General features: G+C 44.1%; 20 protein-coding genes. 8 read left to right on the top strand and 12 right to left on the bottom strand.

Annotation, left to right across the window (positions count from 1 at the left end):
• The first annotated feature begins 52 nt into the window (after positions 1-52).
• Together metK and GMES_RS19275 are read left to right on the top strand one after the other, a co-directional pair.
• Complete coding sequence (gene metK / locus GMES_RS19280; protein WP_006994482.1) at positions 53-1204, top strand: methionine adenosyltransferase; 1152 nt, start codon at positions 53-55, stop codon at positions 1202-1204.
• A gap of 184 nt (positions 1205-1388) precedes the next feature.
• The gene (locus GMES_RS19275; RefSeq protein WP_006994481.1) at positions 1389-2195 is read left to right on the top strand and encodes a M48 family metallopeptidase; all 807 of its coding nucleotides are present in this window, start codon (positions 1389-1391) and stop codon (positions 2193-2195) included.
• Between the two features lie 72 nt (positions 2196-2267).
• Here the strand turns inward: GMES_RS19275 and GMES_RS19270 are convergent, their stop codons facing one another.
• Complete coding sequence (locus GMES_RS19270; RefSeq protein ID WP_006994480.1) at positions 2268-3095, bottom strand: mechanosensitive ion channel family protein; 828 nt, start codon at positions 3093-3095, stop codon at positions 2268-2270.
• A 315-nt stretch (positions 3096-3410) separates the two neighbouring features.
• On the opposite strand from GMES_RS19270, the gene GMES_RS22715 reads away from it, so the two are divergent.
• The 3 genes from GMES_RS22715 to GMES_RS19260 all read left to right on the top strand — a co-directional run bounded on the left by GMES_RS22715 (position 3411) and on the right by GMES_RS19260 (position 6069).
• On the top strand, positions 3411-3569 hold the full coding sequence (locus GMES_RS22715) for a hypothetical protein (RefSeq protein WP_006994479.1): 159 nt from the start codon (positions 3411-3413) through the stop codon (positions 3567-3569).
• A gap of 186 nt (positions 3570-3755) precedes the next feature.
• Positions 3756-4484, top strand: coding sequence for a 16S rRNA (uracil(1498)-N(3))-methyltransferase (locus GMES_RS19265; RefSeq protein WP_006994478.1), 729 nt, complete (start codon positions 3756-3758; stop codon positions 4482-4484).
• Between the two features lie 187 nt (positions 4485-4671).
• Positions 4672-6069 carry a sensor histidine kinase gene (locus tag GMES_RS19260; protein ID WP_006994477.1) on the top strand — a complete coding sequence of 466 codons (1398 nt, stop codon included), beginning with the start codon at positions 4672-4674 and terminating at the stop codon, positions 6067-6069.
• Between the two features lie 101 nt (positions 6070-6170).
• On the opposite strand, the gene GMES_RS19255 is transcribed toward GMES_RS19260, so the two are convergent.
• The 11 genes from GMES_RS19255 to GMES_RS19205 form a co-directional block, all read right to left on the bottom strand.
• Positions 6171-7265 (bottom strand): glutathione S-transferase, encoded by a 1095-nt coding sequence (locus GMES_RS19255; protein WP_006994476.1) that lies wholly within the window; start codon positions 7263-7265, stop codon positions 6171-6173.
• Positions 7266-7410: 145 nt separating this feature from the next.
• Positions 7411-8520 carry an alpha/beta hydrolase gene (locus tag GMES_RS19250; protein WP_006994475.1) on the bottom strand — a complete coding sequence of 370 codons (1110 nt, stop codon included), beginning with the start codon at positions 8518-8520 and terminating at the stop codon, positions 7411-7413.
• 63 nt (positions 8521-8583) lie between these two features.
• Positions 8584-9327 (bottom strand): glutathione peroxidase, encoded by a 744-nt coding sequence (locus tag GMES_RS19245; RefSeq protein ID WP_006994474.1) that lies wholly within the window; start codon positions 9325-9327, stop codon positions 8584-8586.
• Positions 9328-9476: 149 nt separating this feature from the next.
• On the bottom strand, positions 9477-9707 hold the full coding sequence (yacG, locus tag GMES_RS19240) for a DNA gyrase inhibitor YacG (protein WP_006994473.1): 231 nt from the start codon (positions 9705-9707) through the stop codon (positions 9477-9479).
• 36 nt (positions 9708-9743) lie between these two features.
• Entirely contained in the window at positions 9744-10496 is a 753-nt protein-coding gene (gene zapD, locus GMES_RS19235) for a cell division protein ZapD (RefSeq protein WP_006994472.1), read from the bottom strand.
• Between the two features lie 130 nt (positions 10497-10626).
• Positions 10627-11241, bottom strand: coding sequence for a dephospho-CoA kinase (gene coaE, locus GMES_RS19230; RefSeq protein ID WP_006994471.1), 615 nt, complete (start codon positions 11239-11241; stop codon positions 10627-10629).
• Positions 11242-11275: 34 nt separating this feature from the next.
• The gene (locus GMES_RS19225; protein WP_006994470.1) at positions 11276-12178 is read right to left on the bottom strand and encodes a prepilin peptidase; all 903 of its coding nucleotides are present in this window, start codon (positions 12176-12178) and stop codon (positions 11276-11278) included.
• Positions 12179-12285: 107 nt separating this feature from the next.
• Positions 12286-13491, bottom strand: a complete 1206-nt coding sequence (locus GMES_RS19220; RefSeq protein WP_006994469.1) for a type II secretion system F family protein — start codon at positions 13489-13491, stop codon at positions 12286-12288.
• 64 nt (positions 13492-13555) lie between these two features.
• On the bottom strand, positions 13556-13999 hold the full coding sequence (locus GMES_RS19215; RefSeq protein ID WP_006994468.1) for a pilin: 444 nt from the start codon (positions 13997-13999) through the stop codon (positions 13556-13558).
• 204 nt (positions 14000-14203) lie between these two features.
• Positions 14204-15046 carry a carboxylating nicotinate-nucleotide diphosphorylase gene (nadC, locus tag GMES_RS19210; protein ID WP_006994467.1) on the bottom strand — a complete coding sequence of 281 codons (843 nt, stop codon included), beginning with the start codon at positions 15044-15046 and terminating at the stop codon, positions 14204-14206.
• A 47-nt stretch (positions 15047-15093) separates the two neighbouring features.
• Complete coding sequence (locus tag GMES_RS19205; protein ID WP_407636012.1) at positions 15094-15630, bottom strand: retropepsin-like aspartic protease family protein; 537 nt, start codon at positions 15628-15630, stop codon at positions 15094-15096.
• Positions 15631-15697: 67 nt separating this feature from the next.
• Here GMES_RS19205 and ampD point away from each other — a divergent pair, with 67 nt between their 5' ends.
• From ampD to GMES_RS19190, 3 genes are all read left to right on the top strand, one after another.
• Positions 15698-16282, top strand: a complete 585-nt coding sequence (gene ampD / locus GMES_RS19200; RefSeq protein ID WP_006994465.1) for a 1,6-anhydro-N-acetylmuramyl-L-alanine amidase AmpD — start codon at positions 15698-15700, stop codon at positions 16280-16282.
• Positions 16283-16329: 47 nt separating this feature from the next.
• Entirely contained in the window at positions 16330-17142 is an 813-nt protein-coding gene (gene ampE, locus GMES_RS19195) for a beta-lactamase regulator AmpE (protein ID WP_006994464.1), read from the top strand.
• Positions 17143-17359: 217 nt separating this feature from the next.
• Positions 17360-18115, top strand: coding sequence for a GntR family transcriptional regulator (locus tag GMES_RS19190; protein WP_006994463.1), 756 nt, complete (start codon positions 17360-17362; stop codon positions 18113-18115).
• Positions 18116-18196: the final 81 nt, after the last annotated feature.

Genomic DNA, 18196 nt, shown 5'->3' with positions numbered 1-18196 from the left:
AGTAAAATGTCACTATATTCGTTAAACCATTTTAATTTTATAAGGATCCAACATGGCTAAGCATCTTTTTACCTCCGAGTCGGTTTCCGAAGGGCACCCAGATAAAATCGCAGATCAAATTTCTGACGCGGTTCTCGATGCAATTCTAAAGCAAGACCCGAAGGCTCGCGTAGCCTGTGAAACCTACGTAAAAACCGGCATGGTAATGGTGGGCGGTGAAGTCACCACTAATGCTTGGGTAGATATTGAAGAACTAACACGCAATACCGTTCGTGAAATTGGCTACACCCATTCGGATATGGGTTTTGATGCTGATTCATGTGCAGTATTGAACGCCATTGGTAAGCAATCACCTGATATTAATCAAGGTGTTGACCGCACTCGCCCAGAAGATCAAGGCGCTGGCGACCAAGGTTTAATGTTTGGTTATGCCAGTGATGAAACTGACGTACTAATGCCTGCACCAGTCACCTACGCTCATCGTTTAGTGAAACGCCAAGCTGAAATTCGTAAAAGCGGCCAGTTAGATTGGCTACGCCCAGATGCAAAAAGCCAAGTTACTTTTGTATACGAAGATAATGTGCCCGTAGGTATAGATGCCGTTGTGCTTTCAACCCAGCACTGTGATTCCGTGACCACAGAGCAATTACGTGAAGCCGTGATGGAAGAAATCATTAAACCGGTATTACCTGCTAAATGGTTAACAGCACAAACTAAGTATTTTATTAACCCGACAGGTCGTTTTGTGATTGGCGGCCCAATGGGTGATTGCGGTTTAACTGGCCGTAAGATTATAGTTGATACCTACGGCGGTATGGCACGACACGGTGGCGGTGCGTTCTCGGGTAAAGATCCGTCAAAAGTTGACCGCAGTGCCGCATACGCTGGACGCTACGTTGCTAAAAACATAGTGGCAGCTGGTTTAGCAAAGCGTTGTGAAATTCAAATTTCTTACGCAATTGGTGTTGCTGAGCCAACCTCCATTAATGTTGAAACTTTCGGCACCGGGCAAGTCTCCGATGAAGCGTTAACCGCCTTGGTGCGCGAACACTTCGAACTTCGCCCATACGGCTTAATTAAAATGCTTGATTTGGAACGTCCAATTTATCAAGCCACCGCCGCATACGGTCACTTTGGCCGTGAAGAATTCCCTTGGGAGAAAACAGATAAAGCGGACGCTTTACGGGCTGCTGCAAATCTATAATTGATAGAGACTGGTTGCTGGCTAGCATCTTGAGTACTAATACAATGACACAAAAAACGTATCGGCAAGTGCTTGATACGTTTTTTTTTGCTCAAGAACATCAATTGACTTAAGTATTAACCCCATCGAGATAACAAGGTAGTATCACCCTATTCCCTTTACATTAATTTACAGGAAGTACGCCATGACATTTTCACTTAGCAAAGTGTTCACCGCCGTCTGTGTTTCAACCTTATTACTTAGCGGCTGTGCCAAGTCTCCATTAGGGCGCAACCAACTTAAGCTTTATTCCTCTGACCAGCTAGCTAACATGGGCCAGCAGACATTTGATGGCATGAAATCAGAGCAGAAAGTCTCTAATACCCAAGTCACCAATAAATTTGTGTCTTGCGTAGCGGATGCCATCACCAAGCATGTACCGAAATCAGTGTTCTCTGGTGAATGGGAATTGGTAGTTTTCGATGACCCGCAAGTCAACGCATTTGCGCTCCCCGGGGGGAAAATTGGTGTGTATACAGGTTTGCTTGGTGTCGCAGAGAACCAAGATCAATTAGCTGCTGTCATAGGCCATGAAGTGGGACACGTTATCGCAGATCATGGTAATGAGCGGATGTCGAGCAGTACCTTGATAGGTATTGGCATGGAAGCAACCAATCAATTACTACAGGCCAATCAAATCGCCAATAACAATATGATAATGGCCGCTATCGGTATGGGCGTGCAAGTCGGCGTACAACTGCCATTTAGCCGTACACATGAAACCGAGGCTGACTTAATTGGCCTACAGTTAATGGCACAATCAGGCTTTGACCCAAAGCAATCGGTCAACCTATGGCAGAACATGGATAAAGCCAGTGGTGACAATCGCCAAGCAGAGATGCTGTCTACCCACCCCGCACCGCAAAGCAGAATCGAAAAGTTAGGTGAGAATATGGGGCCGGCCCTTGCTTTATATCAACAGGCTCAAGACCGTCCCCAATGTAAGAAATAATCAGCTTAGTCATGCAAATAACAGACAAAAAAAATGCCGCTTTAAAGCGGCATTTTTGTAAGACACTAAAAATTATTCTGCGTCTTTGTGAAGGTGTACATCCATTTGTGGGAATGGAATTGAAATACCTTCTTGGTCGAAACGTAATTTAACCGCTTCGGTAAAATCGAATTTAACACCCCAGAAATCAGCAGATTTCACCCAAGGACGTACCACAAAGTTAACGCTGCTATCAGCAAGCTCAGCAACAGCAATAGTCGGCGCTGGATCTTGAAGAATACGTGGGTCAGCAGCTGTTAGCTCTTTCAATACTTCTTTAGCGCGCTTAAGGTCGGCGTCATAGCCGATACCAACGACCATATCTACACGGCGCGTTTCTTTTGCTGAGTAGTTAGTGATGGTGCCGCTGTATATTTGGCCATTAGGTACGATAATTTCTTTGTTATCACCACTGGTCATGATAGTAGTGAAAATACTGATGCTCTTAACGACACCTGCTGCTCCACCCGCCTCAACAAAGTCACCCGCTTTAAATGGACGAAATACAAGTAACATAACGCCTGCAGCAAAGTTTTGTAGTGAGCCTTGTAAAGATAAACCAATGGCTAAACCAGCAGCACCTAAAATCGCCACAAGTGAGGTAGTATCAACACCTAATTCGTTCAATGATGCGATGATAACGAACAACATCAGAATGGCGTTCAATATCGCTTTGATGAAATTTACTAACATATCGTCGTATTTAGAGCGCTTCATTACCTTGCCAAACAAGTTAACGATGATGCCAACAACTATTTTACCAACGATGTAGATCAAGATGGCCATTACGATATTAATTCCCCAAGGAATAACGTAAGTGTCCATCATTTGTGACATTTGTTCTGAGTCAAATTCAAACATGTATTTCTCCATTTATTTCATTATTTTTCGATGGTTACTCCGAATCCTCTACCATCACGCCTAGCATATCTGTGCAGGTACTACTTAATATTACATATTGATTAAATAATACAAAAACAGTGCTTTTTTACGCTGGCTTAATATACCTGTAATTTTTAATAAATATATTGTTTTTGCTTACAACTTTCGGCTACTACCCTTTAGTTGTAAGACATGAAGGAGACATGTTTATTCTTTGAACACGCTTTGCTGTTGGTGATATACTGGCCTCGTCGACTTAATCGATTTGGCATAATATTTTTAAAGGAATTGAAAATGTTGCTACTCGTAATACTCGCGACTATCGTAGCAGTTCTATTTGCTTATTCGTTATTTAAAGACACGGGTAAGAACACTAAGTATGCACGCAAGGGGGCTAACGCCATAGCTCAGGCGTCATCAATAGATACTGGTGAGGTAGCAGAAGTAAACTAAATCTAATACTCGATAGGCTTGAACCCCCTATCGAGTATTGTTCTAAGTATTAGAATTGATTTATTGACCGCAAACTGACTTTACGACTTTTTTCTAATTCACTCTTCTACTACACGTTTCTAATACACTTTCCTAATTCCAAGAGACCTTGATACCATAGACGCAAACCGACTAATTGTTTGAACTATGCGAATCTCCAGAATTTATCACCCTGATACCCTCCATCCTGACCAAGAATTGGCATTAACCCCTGACGCCAGTAATCATGTGGCCAATGTATTGCGTTCTAAGGTCGGCCAGCCTGTTGTCCTGTTTAACGGTGATGGCAATGAGTACAGCGGTGAATTTATCGATGTGTCCAAGCGTAAGGTACGTGTACAAATCGACGCCAAGCTCAGCATGAGTCTTGAGTCACCTTTAAGCGTTCACTTAGGCCAAGGCGTTTCACGTGGCGACAGAATGGATTGGGTGCTGCAAAAATCTGTTGAGTTAGGCGTCACTGAAATAACGCCACTTATCACAGAGCGCTGCGGCGTTAAGCTAGACGAACAACGTTGGCAGAAGAAACATGCACAGTGGCAAAAAATTATTATTGCGGCGTGTGAACAGTGCGGCCGTAATGTCTTGCCCATATTACATATGCCGATGGATTTTCAGAGCTGGGTTAATCAATCCACTCAAGCATTGCGCTTAACCTTGCACCCTAGAGCGCAGAAGAGCTTTCGTCATATCAACGTCGGCAAAGATGGCGTACGTTTGCTAATCGGCCCGGAAGGTGGGTTTTCCGATCAGGAGCTTTACCAAACCGAACAAGGCGGATTTCAAACCGTTCAATTAGGCCCAAGGGTACTGCGTACTGAAACCGCTGCAATCACCGCTATCAGCGCCTTGCAAGCCATTTACGGCGATATATAAACCTGACAACTATGTATACTTGGCCAACTTTTGTGCTATTTTGAGCATCTTAGCTAGGCAAATATTGACTAAAGCTTGAGACTAAGCGCACGTTAACGTGACTGTTCCCCCATAATAAAGAGGCTTAAGCCGCCAACATTAAATTGATGGTGTGCGATAAAAAGCCCAAACGTCGAGGTATGACACTGTGCATGACAGCACATTTTGCAGAGCCCACACGCCTAGCATTGATAACTTTAAGTCCGATGTACTGGCAGCGCTGCTTGGAGACACAGCAAGTGCTGTTCATACTCTCGCGACATTACTCAAAGAAACCTTAAACAGCCAATATCTAGTTCTGTGGCACACAGAGCTGAATAACAGCGTGTCTGTAGCGTTAAACTTGGCCACACCTGATGCGTTATTAAATGCCATGTTAGCCCTAAATGGAACTCAATCAAAAAGCTTGCCTCACAGTGTGTTGACTCACTTGCAGACAGAATTCATCACTAATATCAGTGCTGATGCGAATTGGGTAGCCTTGCATCAGGATACACAGAAGCTAGCAATCGATAATTGCATTGCCCTTCCAGTTGTCACCCATGCAAATGAGCTCCTCGCTGTGGTAAGTGCATTTAATCTTGTCAATACAACAGTGTCGAAAATGCAACAAGCGCGTATCGATATACTCTGCTCTGCTCTTTGTCAGGTGATGCACAATGAAGCGAATACACGCCAGTTACGCTCACTTAAAAAACACCAATCCATACAAATTGCTCAACAACAACAAGAGATAGATGAATCAAAGCTCGTGCTGCAAAAAGCGCTGTATCAACGGGATCGTGTTCAAGAGCAACTCGTCGAAATGGAGAACGCTACTGCTTTGACCACTATGCTTTCGAGCCTCGCTCACGAAATGAACACCCCTTTAGGCGCTGCTTTGACGGCCGCATCTCATCTGGAAACATTCAATGAGCGTTGTGGGCAGAAATTAGCAAACAACTCACTGAAAAAATCTGAGCTAAAGCAGTTTCATCAAGACGCTCACACCGCGCTCACTATCATCAAGCGCAATGTGTTGCGAGCTGATCAACTTATGGAAAATTTTACCCAATTGGTGCAAGACCAGCACCAGCGCAGTAAGCGTGAAATCAATCTTTGTCATTATTTGACTGAAGTCTTGCTATCGCTCAAACCCAAATTAAAAACCACCCGCCACAGAGTATGTTTGGATATACCGAGCGATTTGTCTGTTGTTTGTCATGCCGGCGCAATTGGGCAAGTACTAACCCACCTAATTATCAACTCGGTGGAGCATGCTTATACAGAAAACCAGGCTGGAAAGATTACCATTGAGGCGAGCAACACGTATATCGACTCAAGGCCAAGCTTGCACATTGTTTACATTGATGACGGTCAGGGTATGGAGCAAACGAGCGTTAGCAATCTATATAAACCGTTTTTCAGCCTTGCTGATAAAAATAGTGATAACGGCCTAGGCATGCATATTTGCTATAACTTAGTGGTCAAGTTTTTAAAAGGCACAATCGATTGCCATACCAGTGTCAACGGCGGCGTGCGCTTTGAATTAACTATTCCGATGTAACGCTCTATTGGCTTAGGACTATAGCGGTTTAAGGCTATTTAGGCTTAAGGCTCAACCTAAATACAAGCCCAATAGACTATCAGTAGACTTGCACAGCTAACTTAGTCTTGGGCAAAAACCAACTTATTATGCTCCATTATCACCTTATCTTTCACCGTCATCTGCAGGTAGTTATCGGCTTTGACACTTGCTAAAAAAGCGCTGACGTTTTCTTTTTCCGAAGCGCTAAACTGTTGGTATGTGTTTAGCACTCTTTGCAACTTGTATTGATGAAAACTTGATATCGCGCGGCTTTCAGACACTTGGTTAATTGAAAAGCTATGCTGGCCAACACTGCGCGGAATAAAATGCTCATGAGGGTTAGCCTCTCGCCATTCACTGAGTGCTGAAACTGTGCTTCTAAGTACAGGCCATTGCTGTTCAAATATGTTCTGGATCAGGGGCAACAGGGTTTTCGGAATGTCATCATCTGGCAGGAACTCACCAAGCTCCACGTCTGGTTTGCTCATTCGCTCCACCCATGCAGCCACATTCGGTGCAATTTCTCTCATTAATTTACCTGGGGCTGGGTCGCGATATAAATGAGCATATAATGGGCCCATCAGCCCGAAATCTCCCACGCATGGACGAGAGCCGAGTAAGTATTGATGCGTGGCAAAATGCACGTTCAAATGATGCAACACTGTTTTTTCATACCACGCCTCGATACTGGGAATAGAATGAGGTGTGATTCCCAGTACCGGCACAAAACCACTGAACTTCTTAGCCAGTTTTTTGCCAAAATATGCTCTTATGAAGCCTGGAGCTTTAGGCGCAACAACTCGCCCGAACTCTTGATAAATAAAGGGAAAGTTGTTTTTATTCCAGCGATAATGCATAGCAGGGATCACTAACCAATCATCTCCCCACAACGCGAATAACTCACTGACCAAGTGCTGTGTGGGTGCAGTAGGTATGATAGAGCGCTCGCTATGCTGCGCTTCTAAATGGTCGATAATACGTGCGGTATCTTGTAAATATTGCCCTTGCGGTGTTTTTACAACAGGGATATACGCCACTTTTGTCTCAGGGAGAATGATATCTTTATACACCTTAACAGTGGATAGCTCCTCCATAAAAGGCAATTGTTTAAACCTGAGATAGGCGCGAATTTTGCCAGTATAGAGTGAGACTTCTGAGCCATATAAGGTGTACATAAAAAGATATCCGCGAGTAAGACGTGTACTTAGATTAATACGCAGTGTGCCGGCGGATCATTTTGTTCACTGATATTGGAACATAAGTGCACGAAAACTATCGAGTTGTATTGTAGGCCTTGTTATCAAAAAGGCCTACAACTCGCTAATGTTTGCTTATGAATGCTTTAAGGGCCGCAAGCATTTCTTGGTGCATCTGGTTAGCTTTTGGCACACTGCAAGGCAGAATTTCAGTGACTTGGCTTTCGTCAAAGTCCATTTGCTGGATTTGCTCATTATTTACCACCAAATCCGCGTGGCAAACATCCAAATCTTTTTCGATGGAAAATAAGATACTCTCACCTTTATTGTATGCAATTAGGTCTTTCACGCCAGAAATGGGCGTGGTGTTATCCGCCTCGGAGTGCGCCGCAAAAAGAGCAATATCTAGCGGCTTTTGTTGTTCTATCAAGTCGCGAACTGAGAATATAACGTCCGTTAACTGAAACGCCGAATAACGCGCCACACTGGGGTACTTAAAAGGATTCGGCCCAACGCTTTGATAATCACCATCTAACGTTTTGGCTAACCACTTTATGCCCCAAATATTGGCCATGGTTTCAACACTTGAATCTAGCGCTAACGCCCCAGAAAATAGCAGTAATCCTGTTGCTTCATTTGGGTTTTCAAGTACATATTGCGCAGCCAATGCGCCACCAGTAGAGAATCCGCCGATATATAAATCAATGCCAAACTCTGGTGCTAAGCCAATCATATTTTGTACATTATCATGCCAACGCGCCGCCAATTCAGGATCTTGCATGTCTGCATCAGCCTCTTTTTTACCATGCCCAGGCAGTAGAGCAACCAACACGTTGTAGCCTTGATCATATAGCGACTGAGCAATCGTCGTTAAGAAAAAAGGCGAATCACTGAGTCCATGAAAAAGCACGAACACCTTTTGGGTTTTGTCACCATGATGCAAAACAAACGGCGCGTTACCTTCATTTTTTAGCAACGAGGAGCATACCTTATGGCGATACGCTGGCTGAGTTGAGCATGGCAAAGTCTGGCCTAGTTGATTTTTATAAAGCTGATCAAACTTGGCTAAACCAACAGTCACGGTGGCGTTAGCTTGTGATGCACTTAGTAATATAAAAGTGAGAGTTAATAATGGTTTAAATACCAATCGCTTAAATGACATAAAATAGGTGTCTGTCCAATAAATTTTGGCCTTATCATAGCTGGCAGTGCCATCGATTACCACGGCTGGCATTTTTCTCGCCCACAAAAAAGGGCTAACATGGTTAGCCCTTAAGGTATTTGTGCTGCGATAAGTTTACTTATTAAAAAACTCTGCCAATTCATCGCTTCCACCGATGTGCTGGCCATTGATGAACACCTGCGGCCAAGTATCTTTACCTGAGATAGCTTTCATACCAGTGAAAGTGATTTCTTTGCCCATCACGAGCTCTTCAAACTCGTAACCTTTTTCTGTTAACAAGGCTTTTGCTTTGGTACAGAACGGACAACCAGGTTTAGTGAAAATTGCCGCGGGAGCGGGTTTAGCCGCATTTGGAGCAATATACTCAAGCATGGTATCAGCATCAGAAACTTCAAACGGGTCACCTGGTAAGTCCGGCTCGATGAACATCTTGTCTACCACACCGTCTTTTACCAGCATAGAATAGCGCCAGCTGCGTTTGCCAAACCCAAGGTCGGCTTTATCAACAAGCAAGCCCATGCCGTCAGTAAATTCACAGTTACCATCTGGTAATAAGCTGATGTTTTGTGCTTCTTGGTCTTGCGCCCACGCGTTCATCACGAACGTATCGTTTACAGAAACACATACTATTTCGTCTACACCGTTGGCTTTAAACACTTTCGCCAATTCGTTGTAACGCGGTAAGTGAGTAGATGAACAGGTCGGCGTAAATGCGCCAGGTAAAGAGAACACAACTACTGTTTTTCCTGAGAATATTTCATCTGTAGTACGCTTTTCCCATTCGTCGTTCACACGTACAGGGAAAGTCACATCAGGAACACGTTGGCCTGTTTTATCTGCAAAATTTGGATTAGACATAATATCTCCAGTTAGTTATTGGGTTAATCAATTTGATGTAGCTACTATAGCCCACCACCACGAACATAAAAAACAATTAAAATCTATCAGCTAAATCTAATTACTCGATTAAGGACAGAGGCTTCGCCTGTATGCTCCTCCCTTGAACCTCACTCTTTGAAAAAGTCGTCTCCTTGTTGACTCAGCATCGCCTCAATCTCTTCTATATCAGGTAATTGTGACGTTTCTGCGTCTTTTGACGGGCCGCAGGGTATCGCTTTTTGTTCGTCTGCCCATTCACCTAAATCAATTAGCTGACACTTCTTACTGCAAAAGGGTCGAAATGGACTACTTTCATGCCACTCGACCGATGTCTTACATGACGGACAATTCACCTTCATGACCGGTTCCTCTTTCAAATCGTAAACTATTGTTGGTCAACAACAGGCCAACTTGCACGTCACTTGTTCGTCCACTGTTGTTGAGCCTTGCATGTTCGGTGTGAACAACATAAAGCGGATCGCATAGCGATATTTATTACCGCTTAACATGGGGTAATAACCTTGATCAGTTGCACTGATAACACGGATGAGTTCATTTTTATCATCTGCTATACCTTGGTAAAAGCCTTTCGCGGCTTCTATTGGTACAAATCGACCTCGTTCGCGCAAAAATGCCAGAATGACTTGTAAGCCGCGATCGATTAGATCAATGTCAGACATCCATCCTTTGATATCTCCTTGAATTCGCTCAAAAGGCTGTTGCAGCCAAAAATGTAGACTCGGCAAGTCGAAACTGCAGGTTCCTCCTGGTATGGAAAAACGTTGACGTATCGCTGCAAGAAAGCGGTCTTCTTTTAAATCTGAACCGAATTTTTTGGCACTTTTAAGCTCTTCACGCAAACGCAATATCTGCTGCAAAGCAGACTGTAAAGCGTCGTTATCAATGTTGGGGTGTTGCGACCATAGAACAAGGTTTTTTTCTTGTATTTCAATATCTTTTAGCACATCTGTGCGAAGGTCCAAACGCTCAAGTAAATCTAACAAAGTGAATAATGAAGATAGAAACTGAATATATTGCCAACTCTTGGTGGCTTCTTTCACTTGATTTAATTGTTGAAAAAGTTGCTCTAGGCGCAGATAAGTTCTGACCTTTTCATTGAGCGGAAATTCGTAAATAGCTTGGGGCATTACTCTCTCAAAGTTATGTGAATGTGGGTATGAAAAAAGGCGTAAACAGTTGGACATCAAAAAATCCAATTTGTTTATCATTCGATTTAGCGCATCGACACAGCTATATAACGTCGATAATCAGCTCAAATCAAGACTGGTCGATAGCGCCAACGTACTTAAGGTAGCTATGATGAAGATTAGCAACCTGTTTTACCAGCGCGATTTCGTTACCACTATTATCTATCACGTCATCAGCAACCTCAAGCCGTTGTTGCCTAGTTGCCTGAGACGCCATAATCGATTTAATCAAAGTCTCGTCTGCTTTATCCCGCGCCATGCTTCGCTGCAATTGCATTTCCTCGGGCACATCGACGATCAAAACCCTATCGACAGTTTTGTAACTACCGTTTTCAACAAGTAAGGGAACGCTTAACATACAATAGGCTGACGTAGCTTCAATTGTTTGGCGCAAGGTTTCTTGTCTAATTAGGGGGTGCAATAATGCATTAAGCCACGTTTTAGCCTGCTCATCACTGAAAATGATCTCCCGAAGCGCGCGCCGATTTAGGCATTGCCCTTGATCTAAAATCCCTGAGCCAAATTTAGCAACAATGGCGCGTAAACCTTCGGTTCCTGGTGCAACCACATCTCTGGCAATAACATCTGCATCAATAATATCAACGTCTAATTTGGCGAACTCGTTGGTAACAGTAGTTTTACCGCTGCCAATACCGCCGCTGATCCCAACAACATAGTTACTCATAGCGCTTTCTCGTATCTTATTATCATGATGTTGCTCATCGTATACCAACCCACTGCCAGTAATAGGCAGAAATCCAATCTCCGTATAACAAGGTTAGCCAACCAGCAATGGCCAAATACGGTCCAAAGGGAATTGCTTGACCTTTGTCCTTGCCTTGAATCGTCAATACGGTTACTCCAATAATAGCCCCAACCAATGACGACATTAAGATAACGATAGGCAAATACTGCCAGCCCAACCAAGCACCAAGCGCAGCCAGTAATTTGAAGTCACCATACCCCATGCCTTCCTTACCTGTGAGTAACTTAAATGCCCAATACACAGACCAAAGACTTAAATAGCCTGCGGTCGCGCCTATAATTGAATCTGTGGTTGTTACGTCGGGGTTAATAATACTGAACAGTAACCCCATCCACAGTAACGGTAGCGTGAGCTGGTCAGGCAATAACATGGTGTCAATATCGATAAAAATCAGCGCAACCAAACCCCAAGTCAACACTACGCCTGCCAGCGCTGACCAAGAATAACCAAAATGCCAGGCTATCCACACAGAGCAAAGTGCAGTGCCTAGCTCAACAAGAGGATAGCGAACTGAAATAGCGGTATGGCATTGGCTGCACTTCCCTTTGAGCAACAACCAACTTAGCACCGGGATATTTTCCCACGCACGAATTTTATGCTGGCAGTTTGGACAGGTTGAATCGGGTTTCACAAGGTTAAAATTGGCAGGCTCAGTAGGTGTGTTGCTAGATGTATTTTCCAGCGCTGTGTCAGTATCAAAATGCGCGTGAAAATCCGCTTTCCAGCTGCGCTCCATCATAATGGGTAAGCGATAAATAACTACATTCAAGAAGCTGCCTATCATCAAGCTAATGATAAAAACAAAACCGAGGAAAAAAATGAGAGAGTCAGCCATCAGCTGAAAAATTGCATCCATTATACAGAAGCTTTTAAAGGCGATTAATGGCCGCTAGCTTGCCAGAAAAGGCAAGACGAAACTAGGCCTCAGGATAGATTGTACAGCTGTTGCAGCCTTTTTAATCCTTAAACCACATTGCCCATTTCGAATATCGGTAAATACATGGCAACAATTAACCCACCAATCACCACCCCGAGCACGGCCATTATCATAGGCTCTAGTAAACTGGTTAGGCCATCCACCATATCATCGACTTCTGCCTCGTATATCGTCGCTATTTTACTCAGCATATCATCTACTGCGCCGGCCTCTTCACCAATAGCAACCATTTGCGTCACCATATCAGGAAATACAGCCGTGGCGCGCATGGCCGTGTTCATTTGCGTACCGCCAGCCACCTCTTTTTTAACAAATAAAATAGCATCCCGAAACACCGCATTACCCGACGCTCCCGCAGCAGAATCAAGGGCGCCAATTAAGGGGACACCGGCAGCAAAAGTCGTGGCCAAGGTGCGACTAAAGCGCGCCACCGCGGCTTTTTTTAATATTTCACCAATCACAGGGATTTTAAGCATTTTGCCGTCTAGGTTGTCCCGCAATCGTTTTGATTTTTTATAAGTCTTACTGAATAAAATACTCGCTACCACTAAGCCCGCCCCAACAAAAAGACCGTAATCTTGCAAAAAGCGGGAAATAGCTAACACAAACTGAGTAAACGCCGGCAACTCAGCACCAAAACTGCTGAAGATTTCTTCAAATTGCGGCACCACGAATATGAGCAATATGGTGGTGACAATAAAGGCCACGACAATAACGGCCACCGGATAAAACATCGCTTTTTTAATCTTCGATTTTAACGCTTCAGCCTTTTCTTTGTACGTGGCGATCCTGTCATAAATGGTTTCAAGGGCACCCGATTGCTCCCCAGTCGACACTAAATCACAATACAAATCATCAAATTGCTCTGGATGTTTGCGCAGCGCACTTGAAAAAGGGTTTCCGGCTTTTACTTCGCCGCCTATTTCACCGAGCATTTTGCGCATATTCGGGTTGTTATGCCCACCCGCTATCATATCTATGGTTTGGATCAAAGTGACCCCGGCACTTAACATAGTAGCGATTTGCCGAGAGATAATACTGATGTCCACGGGTTTGATTTTCTGAGCACCGAAGAAAGGCTTTGAGAGCTTTTTGACTTTCTTAGCCGATACGCCTTGGCGACGTAACAGGTTTTTTGCCTCTAATACCGATACCGCACTGATCTCCCCTTTTACAGTTTGACCTTTACGGTTGGCTCCGCTCCATACAAAGGTAGTGGTGGCTTTTGGCATAGGGCACTCTCTTAAATGAAAAAGCCCAGCAAGAGGCTGGGCAAAAATTCGTTTTATTAGCTAATTAACATAAATTAGCGTCAGTACAGCCACCTGTTGTAGCCCAGTTCACTGCGCCGTTGGCCACTGTGCCTGTTAACACATAAGTTTCAAGTGCCGTAACACCTGATTGCACGCCCGCGTCAGGCGTAACAGTAATAATATAGGCTGCTGCATCTCCTGTTATAGCTATGGTGTCTACTAGCTCAGCGTTAGTCCAACCAGCTTGAACCGTTATATCTGTGCAGTCCGCAGGAATACCGGTTTGCACACAAATCTCTACTGCTTTTTTCGCTGGACCAGCTGCTGATACCACTTCACTGAAACCGGCTTTTGCGGTGTAAGTTTGATAGGCAGGTAAGGCAATCATGGCTAAGATGCCGATGATGGCCACCACGATCATTAATTCGATTAAGGTAAAACCGCTTTGTTTTTTTGTCGCGACTGTATTGTTGTCAGTTGTGTTCATGGAGCTCTCCTGCACTTGCTCGGTGCATGTTTTGTAAGTTAGGCCCTAGTCACGATTTTGTAACAAGGCGTGTTGTTAATTCCAGTTCAGTATAGAACGCCCCGACCAACTGACAAGTATGCGGGGCTATACCTAGGTTTATGAAATTAGTGACTTAACTCATCACCAACCTAATCCTATTGAAAAACAAGGCGGTATCAAAAATTAACCGACCACGCGCAATGATAGATCAATGGCTTGCACATGTTTGGTGAGTGCACCACTTGAAATGTAATCCACTCCCACTTGTGCAAGTTCAGCAATACGCTCTTTGGTGATATTACCGGACACCTCTAATTTACTCGCACCTTGGGTCAACGCAACCGCTTCTCGCGTATCCTGTATTGAGAAATTATCCAGCATAATAATATCGGCTTTCGCATCTAATGCCTGTTTGAGTTCCTCTAGGTTTTCTACTTCAACCTCAACAGGAATATCTGGGTGCATTTCACGCGCTTTTCCTATGGCGTTAGCGATAGAGCCACAGGCCAAAATATGGTTCTCTTTAATCAAATACGCATCAAACAAACCGATACGATGGTTTTTGCCGCCGCCACAGGTCACCGCATATTTTTGCGCTAGGCGCATGCCTGGAAGGGTTTTGCGGGTATCTAGCAGCTTAGTGTTACTGTCACCTAAAGCCTGTACATAATCAGCCACAACCGTGGCAGTGCCAGACAAGGTCTGTAAGAAGTTTAAAGCGGTTCGCTCGCCGGTTAAAATCACCCGGGCGTTACCGCTAATCTGACACAATACAGTATCTGCTTTGACGTGCTGTGCATCCTCTACGTGCCAACTGATGTCGATACTGTCGTCTAACTGCCTGAATGTCGCATTCACCCATTCCTTACCCGCTATCACGCAATCTTCACGGGTGATAATATTCACCATGATTTGCTGGGGTTCAGGGATGAGGTTGGCAGTAATATCGCCCACGGTGCACTCTGGTCCGCCTAAATCTTCGAGTAATGCAGCCTTAACGGCCTCTTGAATTGCGTGTTGTAACATGTTGACTCTTTATTTATGAATAAGAAAATTTAACGATGAGCAAAGCGTTAATCGCTTCGCAGTATTAGTTGGTCGCCTCTTTGCGCGAATTCTACTTGTTTCAAGGCGCTCATCCCAAGCAATATCTCGTTGCCCATCATACCGGGATTCAAATGCGCCGTGACATTGCGCAAAACAATACCGCCAATTTGCAGTTCATCAATACTGGTTTGCGAGACGCGCAAACGCCCATTGGCTGTTTGCACCCAAGCTTGACGACCAGGCATTAACCCAAGGGACGGGCCCAGCGCGCTGGGGATTGAGACATTAGTCGCGCCTGTGTCCAGCATAAATACAACTGGCTGAGCATTGATTAAACCACTGGTAACGTAATGCCCGTACCGATTTTGCTGTAGTTGTACCTCGATACGCTCACCTCGGGTTTGGCTTTGCGGCATCGTATTAGGATTGAGTTGCTGGGCAAGTTGTTTATGAAACAACAAGGTCAAAAGCCCCAACCCTGCGGCCCAAGCCAGTATTAGCATCCATTTACCCATCGGGCTCTGTTCAGTCTGTGCGGCCTGCGATGGCCCATCTTTTGGCATATTCAATTCGACTTTTATCCTGTGACGTTAAATAATACCAACCTCACTGAGATTTAACAGGGTTGCTGTGTTGTCCTCATTACCACCATCTGATATTTCCACTCGATTAATCATCAAGCAGCATAGCGTCATGCAAGCGCGGCACATCACAACGACTCACAAAGATGAACGCCCTGACCCACAAGATATCTCCGTTTTGGTTATTCACAATATATCGCTGCCGCCAAATCAGTTCGACAATAGCTATATTGAAGACTTCTTTGTTGGCAAACTGAACCCAACTGCACACCCTTTCTTTAAAGAGATCCACCAAATACGCGTGTCAGCCCATTGCGTGATTAAGCGTGACGGTGAAGTCATACAATTTGTGCCCTTTAATGAACGAGCTTGGCACGCCGGCGTATCCAGTTTTCAAGGACGTGGGCGCTGCAATGACTATTCCATCGGCATTGAGCTTGAGGGAACTGACGATAGTGACTATACGACAAAGCAATACGACGCATTAGAGCAACTCGCCCAAGCTATCATGCTGGCTTACCCAAAAATCACACTTGGCCGAATAGTAGGGCATAATGATATTGCCCCAGGCCGAAAAACAGACCCAGGAAGCTCATTCAACTGGCAACGCTTAAGACAAGGTTTGTGCTTTTAATAAAATATAAAAATAACGATAAAAACGATAAAAATGAGGAATAAGACATGACCTTGATCAGTTTATTACTAGTGCTATTTGTGGAGCGCGTTACCACTAAGTCCAAATACTGGCAGGCCGATTTCTATAGCATTAAATACTTAGCCGCGTGGCAAAAGCGCGAACGGTTAACGAGTGACACCTCATTGCTATTTTTACTTATAGCGATTGTTATTCCCCCTGTGATTATTTTTTGTTTTATGGCATTTGCTGTTGGTCAGATTATCGCTTTTATCATAAGCACGACCATACTCATGGTGTGCATGGGCTGCCCTAGCGTTCGTGCAACCTATAAGTGTTATTTACAAGCTGCTAATCGCGGTGACATGGAAGCTTGTAGCTTATATGAAGACCAAATCTGTGAGAGCGAACACATCCCAGCCACATTCGGGCAAAATTTAGTTTGGCAAAATTATCGTCACTATGCCGCTGTCATTTTATTCTTTGTGCTACTTGGCGCACCGGGCGCGGTTTTTTACGTATTGGCGCGGGCGATGCAATCTCTAATGGCCTTTGAGAATAAAACCGCTAATAAACTCATGCATGTTCTTGATTGGCTGCCTGTACGCATTACGTCTTTAGGCTTTTTGCTTGTCGGGCATTTCTCTCGTGCACTACCCATTTGGCTGGGTCACTTTCTCACGCCGAGTATTTCCGCTAAGAAATTGCTGGTGGATGTGTCAAGAGCAGCAGAAGAAATTGAGCCTGATGAACGCAATTGCACTGAAGAACCTTGCACCCTCGTCAAGCTAGCAAAACGAAATATTCTGTTCTTAATGGCCGTTATCGCTGGATTAACCCTTGGAGGCTGGCTTAGTTAACACCTCAGACCAGTCGGACTAGATCCCCTTAATCTCCCGCGATTTGGGTTATCTGTTCACTTTTTTTTACTTTATTCAGCTCCTTTTAAACAATTAGACATTTACCCAATGGAGATACTGCTCTAAGCTATTGGGTTAATTGGTCTTACCAATTGTCCAATTTGCAGGTTTTGCGTCCCAAGCATGCAATTTTAAAAGACAGGAGTGGTTACACGACATGCAGCATGTTCGTACAAAAAAATTGTCCGATGAAATAATGGAGCGAATTGAATCCATGTTAATTGACGGCACTTTTCTTTCTGGACAAAAAATGCCGTCTGAACGTGAGTTGGCATTAAAGTTTGCGGTGTCACGCCCTTCCGTTCGTGAAGCAATACAAAAATTGGAAGCCAAAGGATTAGTTGAACGCAAGCAAGGCGGCGGAACATTTGTAAAACGTCGGATGAACACGTTGCTCACCGACCCGTTAATGGCCTTGTTAACTACCCGGCCTGAAACTCAATTTGATTTACTGGAATTTCGCCACGCACTCGAAGGAATGGCAGCTTATTACGCTGCGCTGCGAGGACAGCAGAGTGATTACGATGCCTTGCAAAATGCACTGTCAAATTTACCCAGTGCAACACAGCAAAGTGATCATAATAAAGAAGCCGAAGCATTGGTTGAATTTTATCTGACAATGGCTATTGCAGCCCATAACGTGGTGTTATTACATGTCATGCGCAGCTTCGAAGCCCTTTTGAAAGATAATATTTATCGAAATTTAGTTTTTTTATCTGCCTACCCTGACGCTCAGCTGATGATTAATTCACAACGTAAAAATATTGTACAGGCCATTATTAAACGCGACCCTGAATTGGCTCGCGAGGCAAGTAACGAACATCTTGGATACATAGAAAAAACCTTGTTAGATATTAATCGTCAAGACATGCGTATGCAAAGAGCGTTGCGAAGAATAGAAGTAAAAGAGTAGTCGTTTTAAGTAAACAATGAATCGCTTTTATAACCAGTATGCACTACATAAGTGCTACTGAAATAAAAGTAAATTTGATAA

Source organism: Paraglaciecola mesophila KMM 241 (assembly GCF_000315015.1).
Classification (GTDB): Bacteria; Pseudomonadota; Gammaproteobacteria; order Enterobacterales; family Alteromonadaceae; genus Paraglaciecola; species Paraglaciecola mesophila.
Note: the sequence above shows the minus strand (reverse complement) of the source record. Positions and strands in the feature narration are given on the sequence as shown.

Bases quoted from the DNA above. Each gene is read 5' to 3' on its own strand.
- metK (WP_006994482.1), top strand. From the start codon at position 53: ATGGCTAAGCATCTTTTTACCTCCGAGTCGGTTTCCGAAGGGCACCCA.
- GMES_RS19275 (WP_006994481.1), top strand. From the start codon at position 1,389: ATGACATTTTCACTTAGCAAAGTGTTCACCGCCGTCTGTGTTTCAACC.
- GMES_RS19270 (WP_006994480.1), bottom strand. From the start codon at position 3,095: ATGTTTGAATTTGACTCAGAACAAATGTCACAAATGATGGACACTTAC.
- GMES_RS22715 (WP_006994479.1), top strand. From the start codon at position 3,411: ATGTTGCTACTCGTAATACTCGCGACTATCGTAGCAGTTCTATTTGCT.
- GMES_RS19265 (WP_006994478.1), top strand. From the start codon at position 3,756: ATGCGAATCTCCAGAATTTATCACCCTGATACCCTCCATCCTGACCAA.
- GMES_RS19255 (WP_006994476.1), bottom strand. From the start codon at position 7,265: ATGTACACCTTATATGGCTCAGAAGTCTCACTCTATACTGGCAAAATT.
- GMES_RS19250 (WP_006994475.1), bottom strand. From the start codon at position 8,520: ATGCCAGCCGTGGTAATCGATGGCACTGCCAGCTATGATAAGGCCAAA.
- GMES_RS19245 (WP_006994474.1), bottom strand. From the start codon at position 9,327: ATGTCTAATCCAAATTTTGCAGATAAAACAGGCCAACGTGTTCCTGAT.
- yacG (WP_006994473.1), bottom strand. From the start codon at position 9,707: ATGAAGGTGAATTGTCCGTCATGTAAGACATCGGTCGAGTGGCATGAA.
- zapD (WP_006994472.1), bottom strand. From the start codon at position 10,496: ATGCCCCAAGCTATTTACGAATTTCCGCTCAATGAAAAGGTCAGAACT.
- coaE (WP_006994471.1), bottom strand. From the start codon at position 11,241: ATGAGTAACTATGTTGTTGGGATCAGCGGCGGTATTGGCAGCGGTAAA.
- GMES_RS19225 (WP_006994470.1), bottom strand. From the start codon at position 12,178: ATGGATGCAATTTTTCAGCTGATGGCTGACTCTCTCATTTTTTTCCTC.
- GMES_RS19220 (WP_006994469.1), bottom strand. From the start codon at position 13,491: ATGCCAAAAGCCACCACTACCTTTGTATGGAGCGGAGCCAACCGTAAA.
- GMES_RS19215 (WP_006994468.1), bottom strand. From the start codon at position 13,999: ATGAACACAACTGACAACAATACAGTCGCGACAAAAAAACAAAGCGGT.
- nadC (WP_006994467.1), bottom strand. From the start codon at position 15,046: ATGTTACAACACGCAATTCAAGAGGCCGTTAAGGCTGCATTACTCGAA.
- GMES_RS19205 (WP_407636012.1), bottom strand. From the start codon at position 15,630: ATGCCAAAAGATGGGCCATCGCAGGCCGCACAGACTGAACAGAGCCCG.
- ampE (WP_006994464.1), top strand. From the start codon at position 16,330: ATGACCTTGATCAGTTTATTACTAGTGCTATTTGTGGAGCGCGTTACC.
- GMES_RS19190 (WP_006994463.1), top strand. From the start codon at position 17,360: ATGCAGCATGTTCGTACAAAAAAATTGTCCGATGAAATAATGGAGCGA.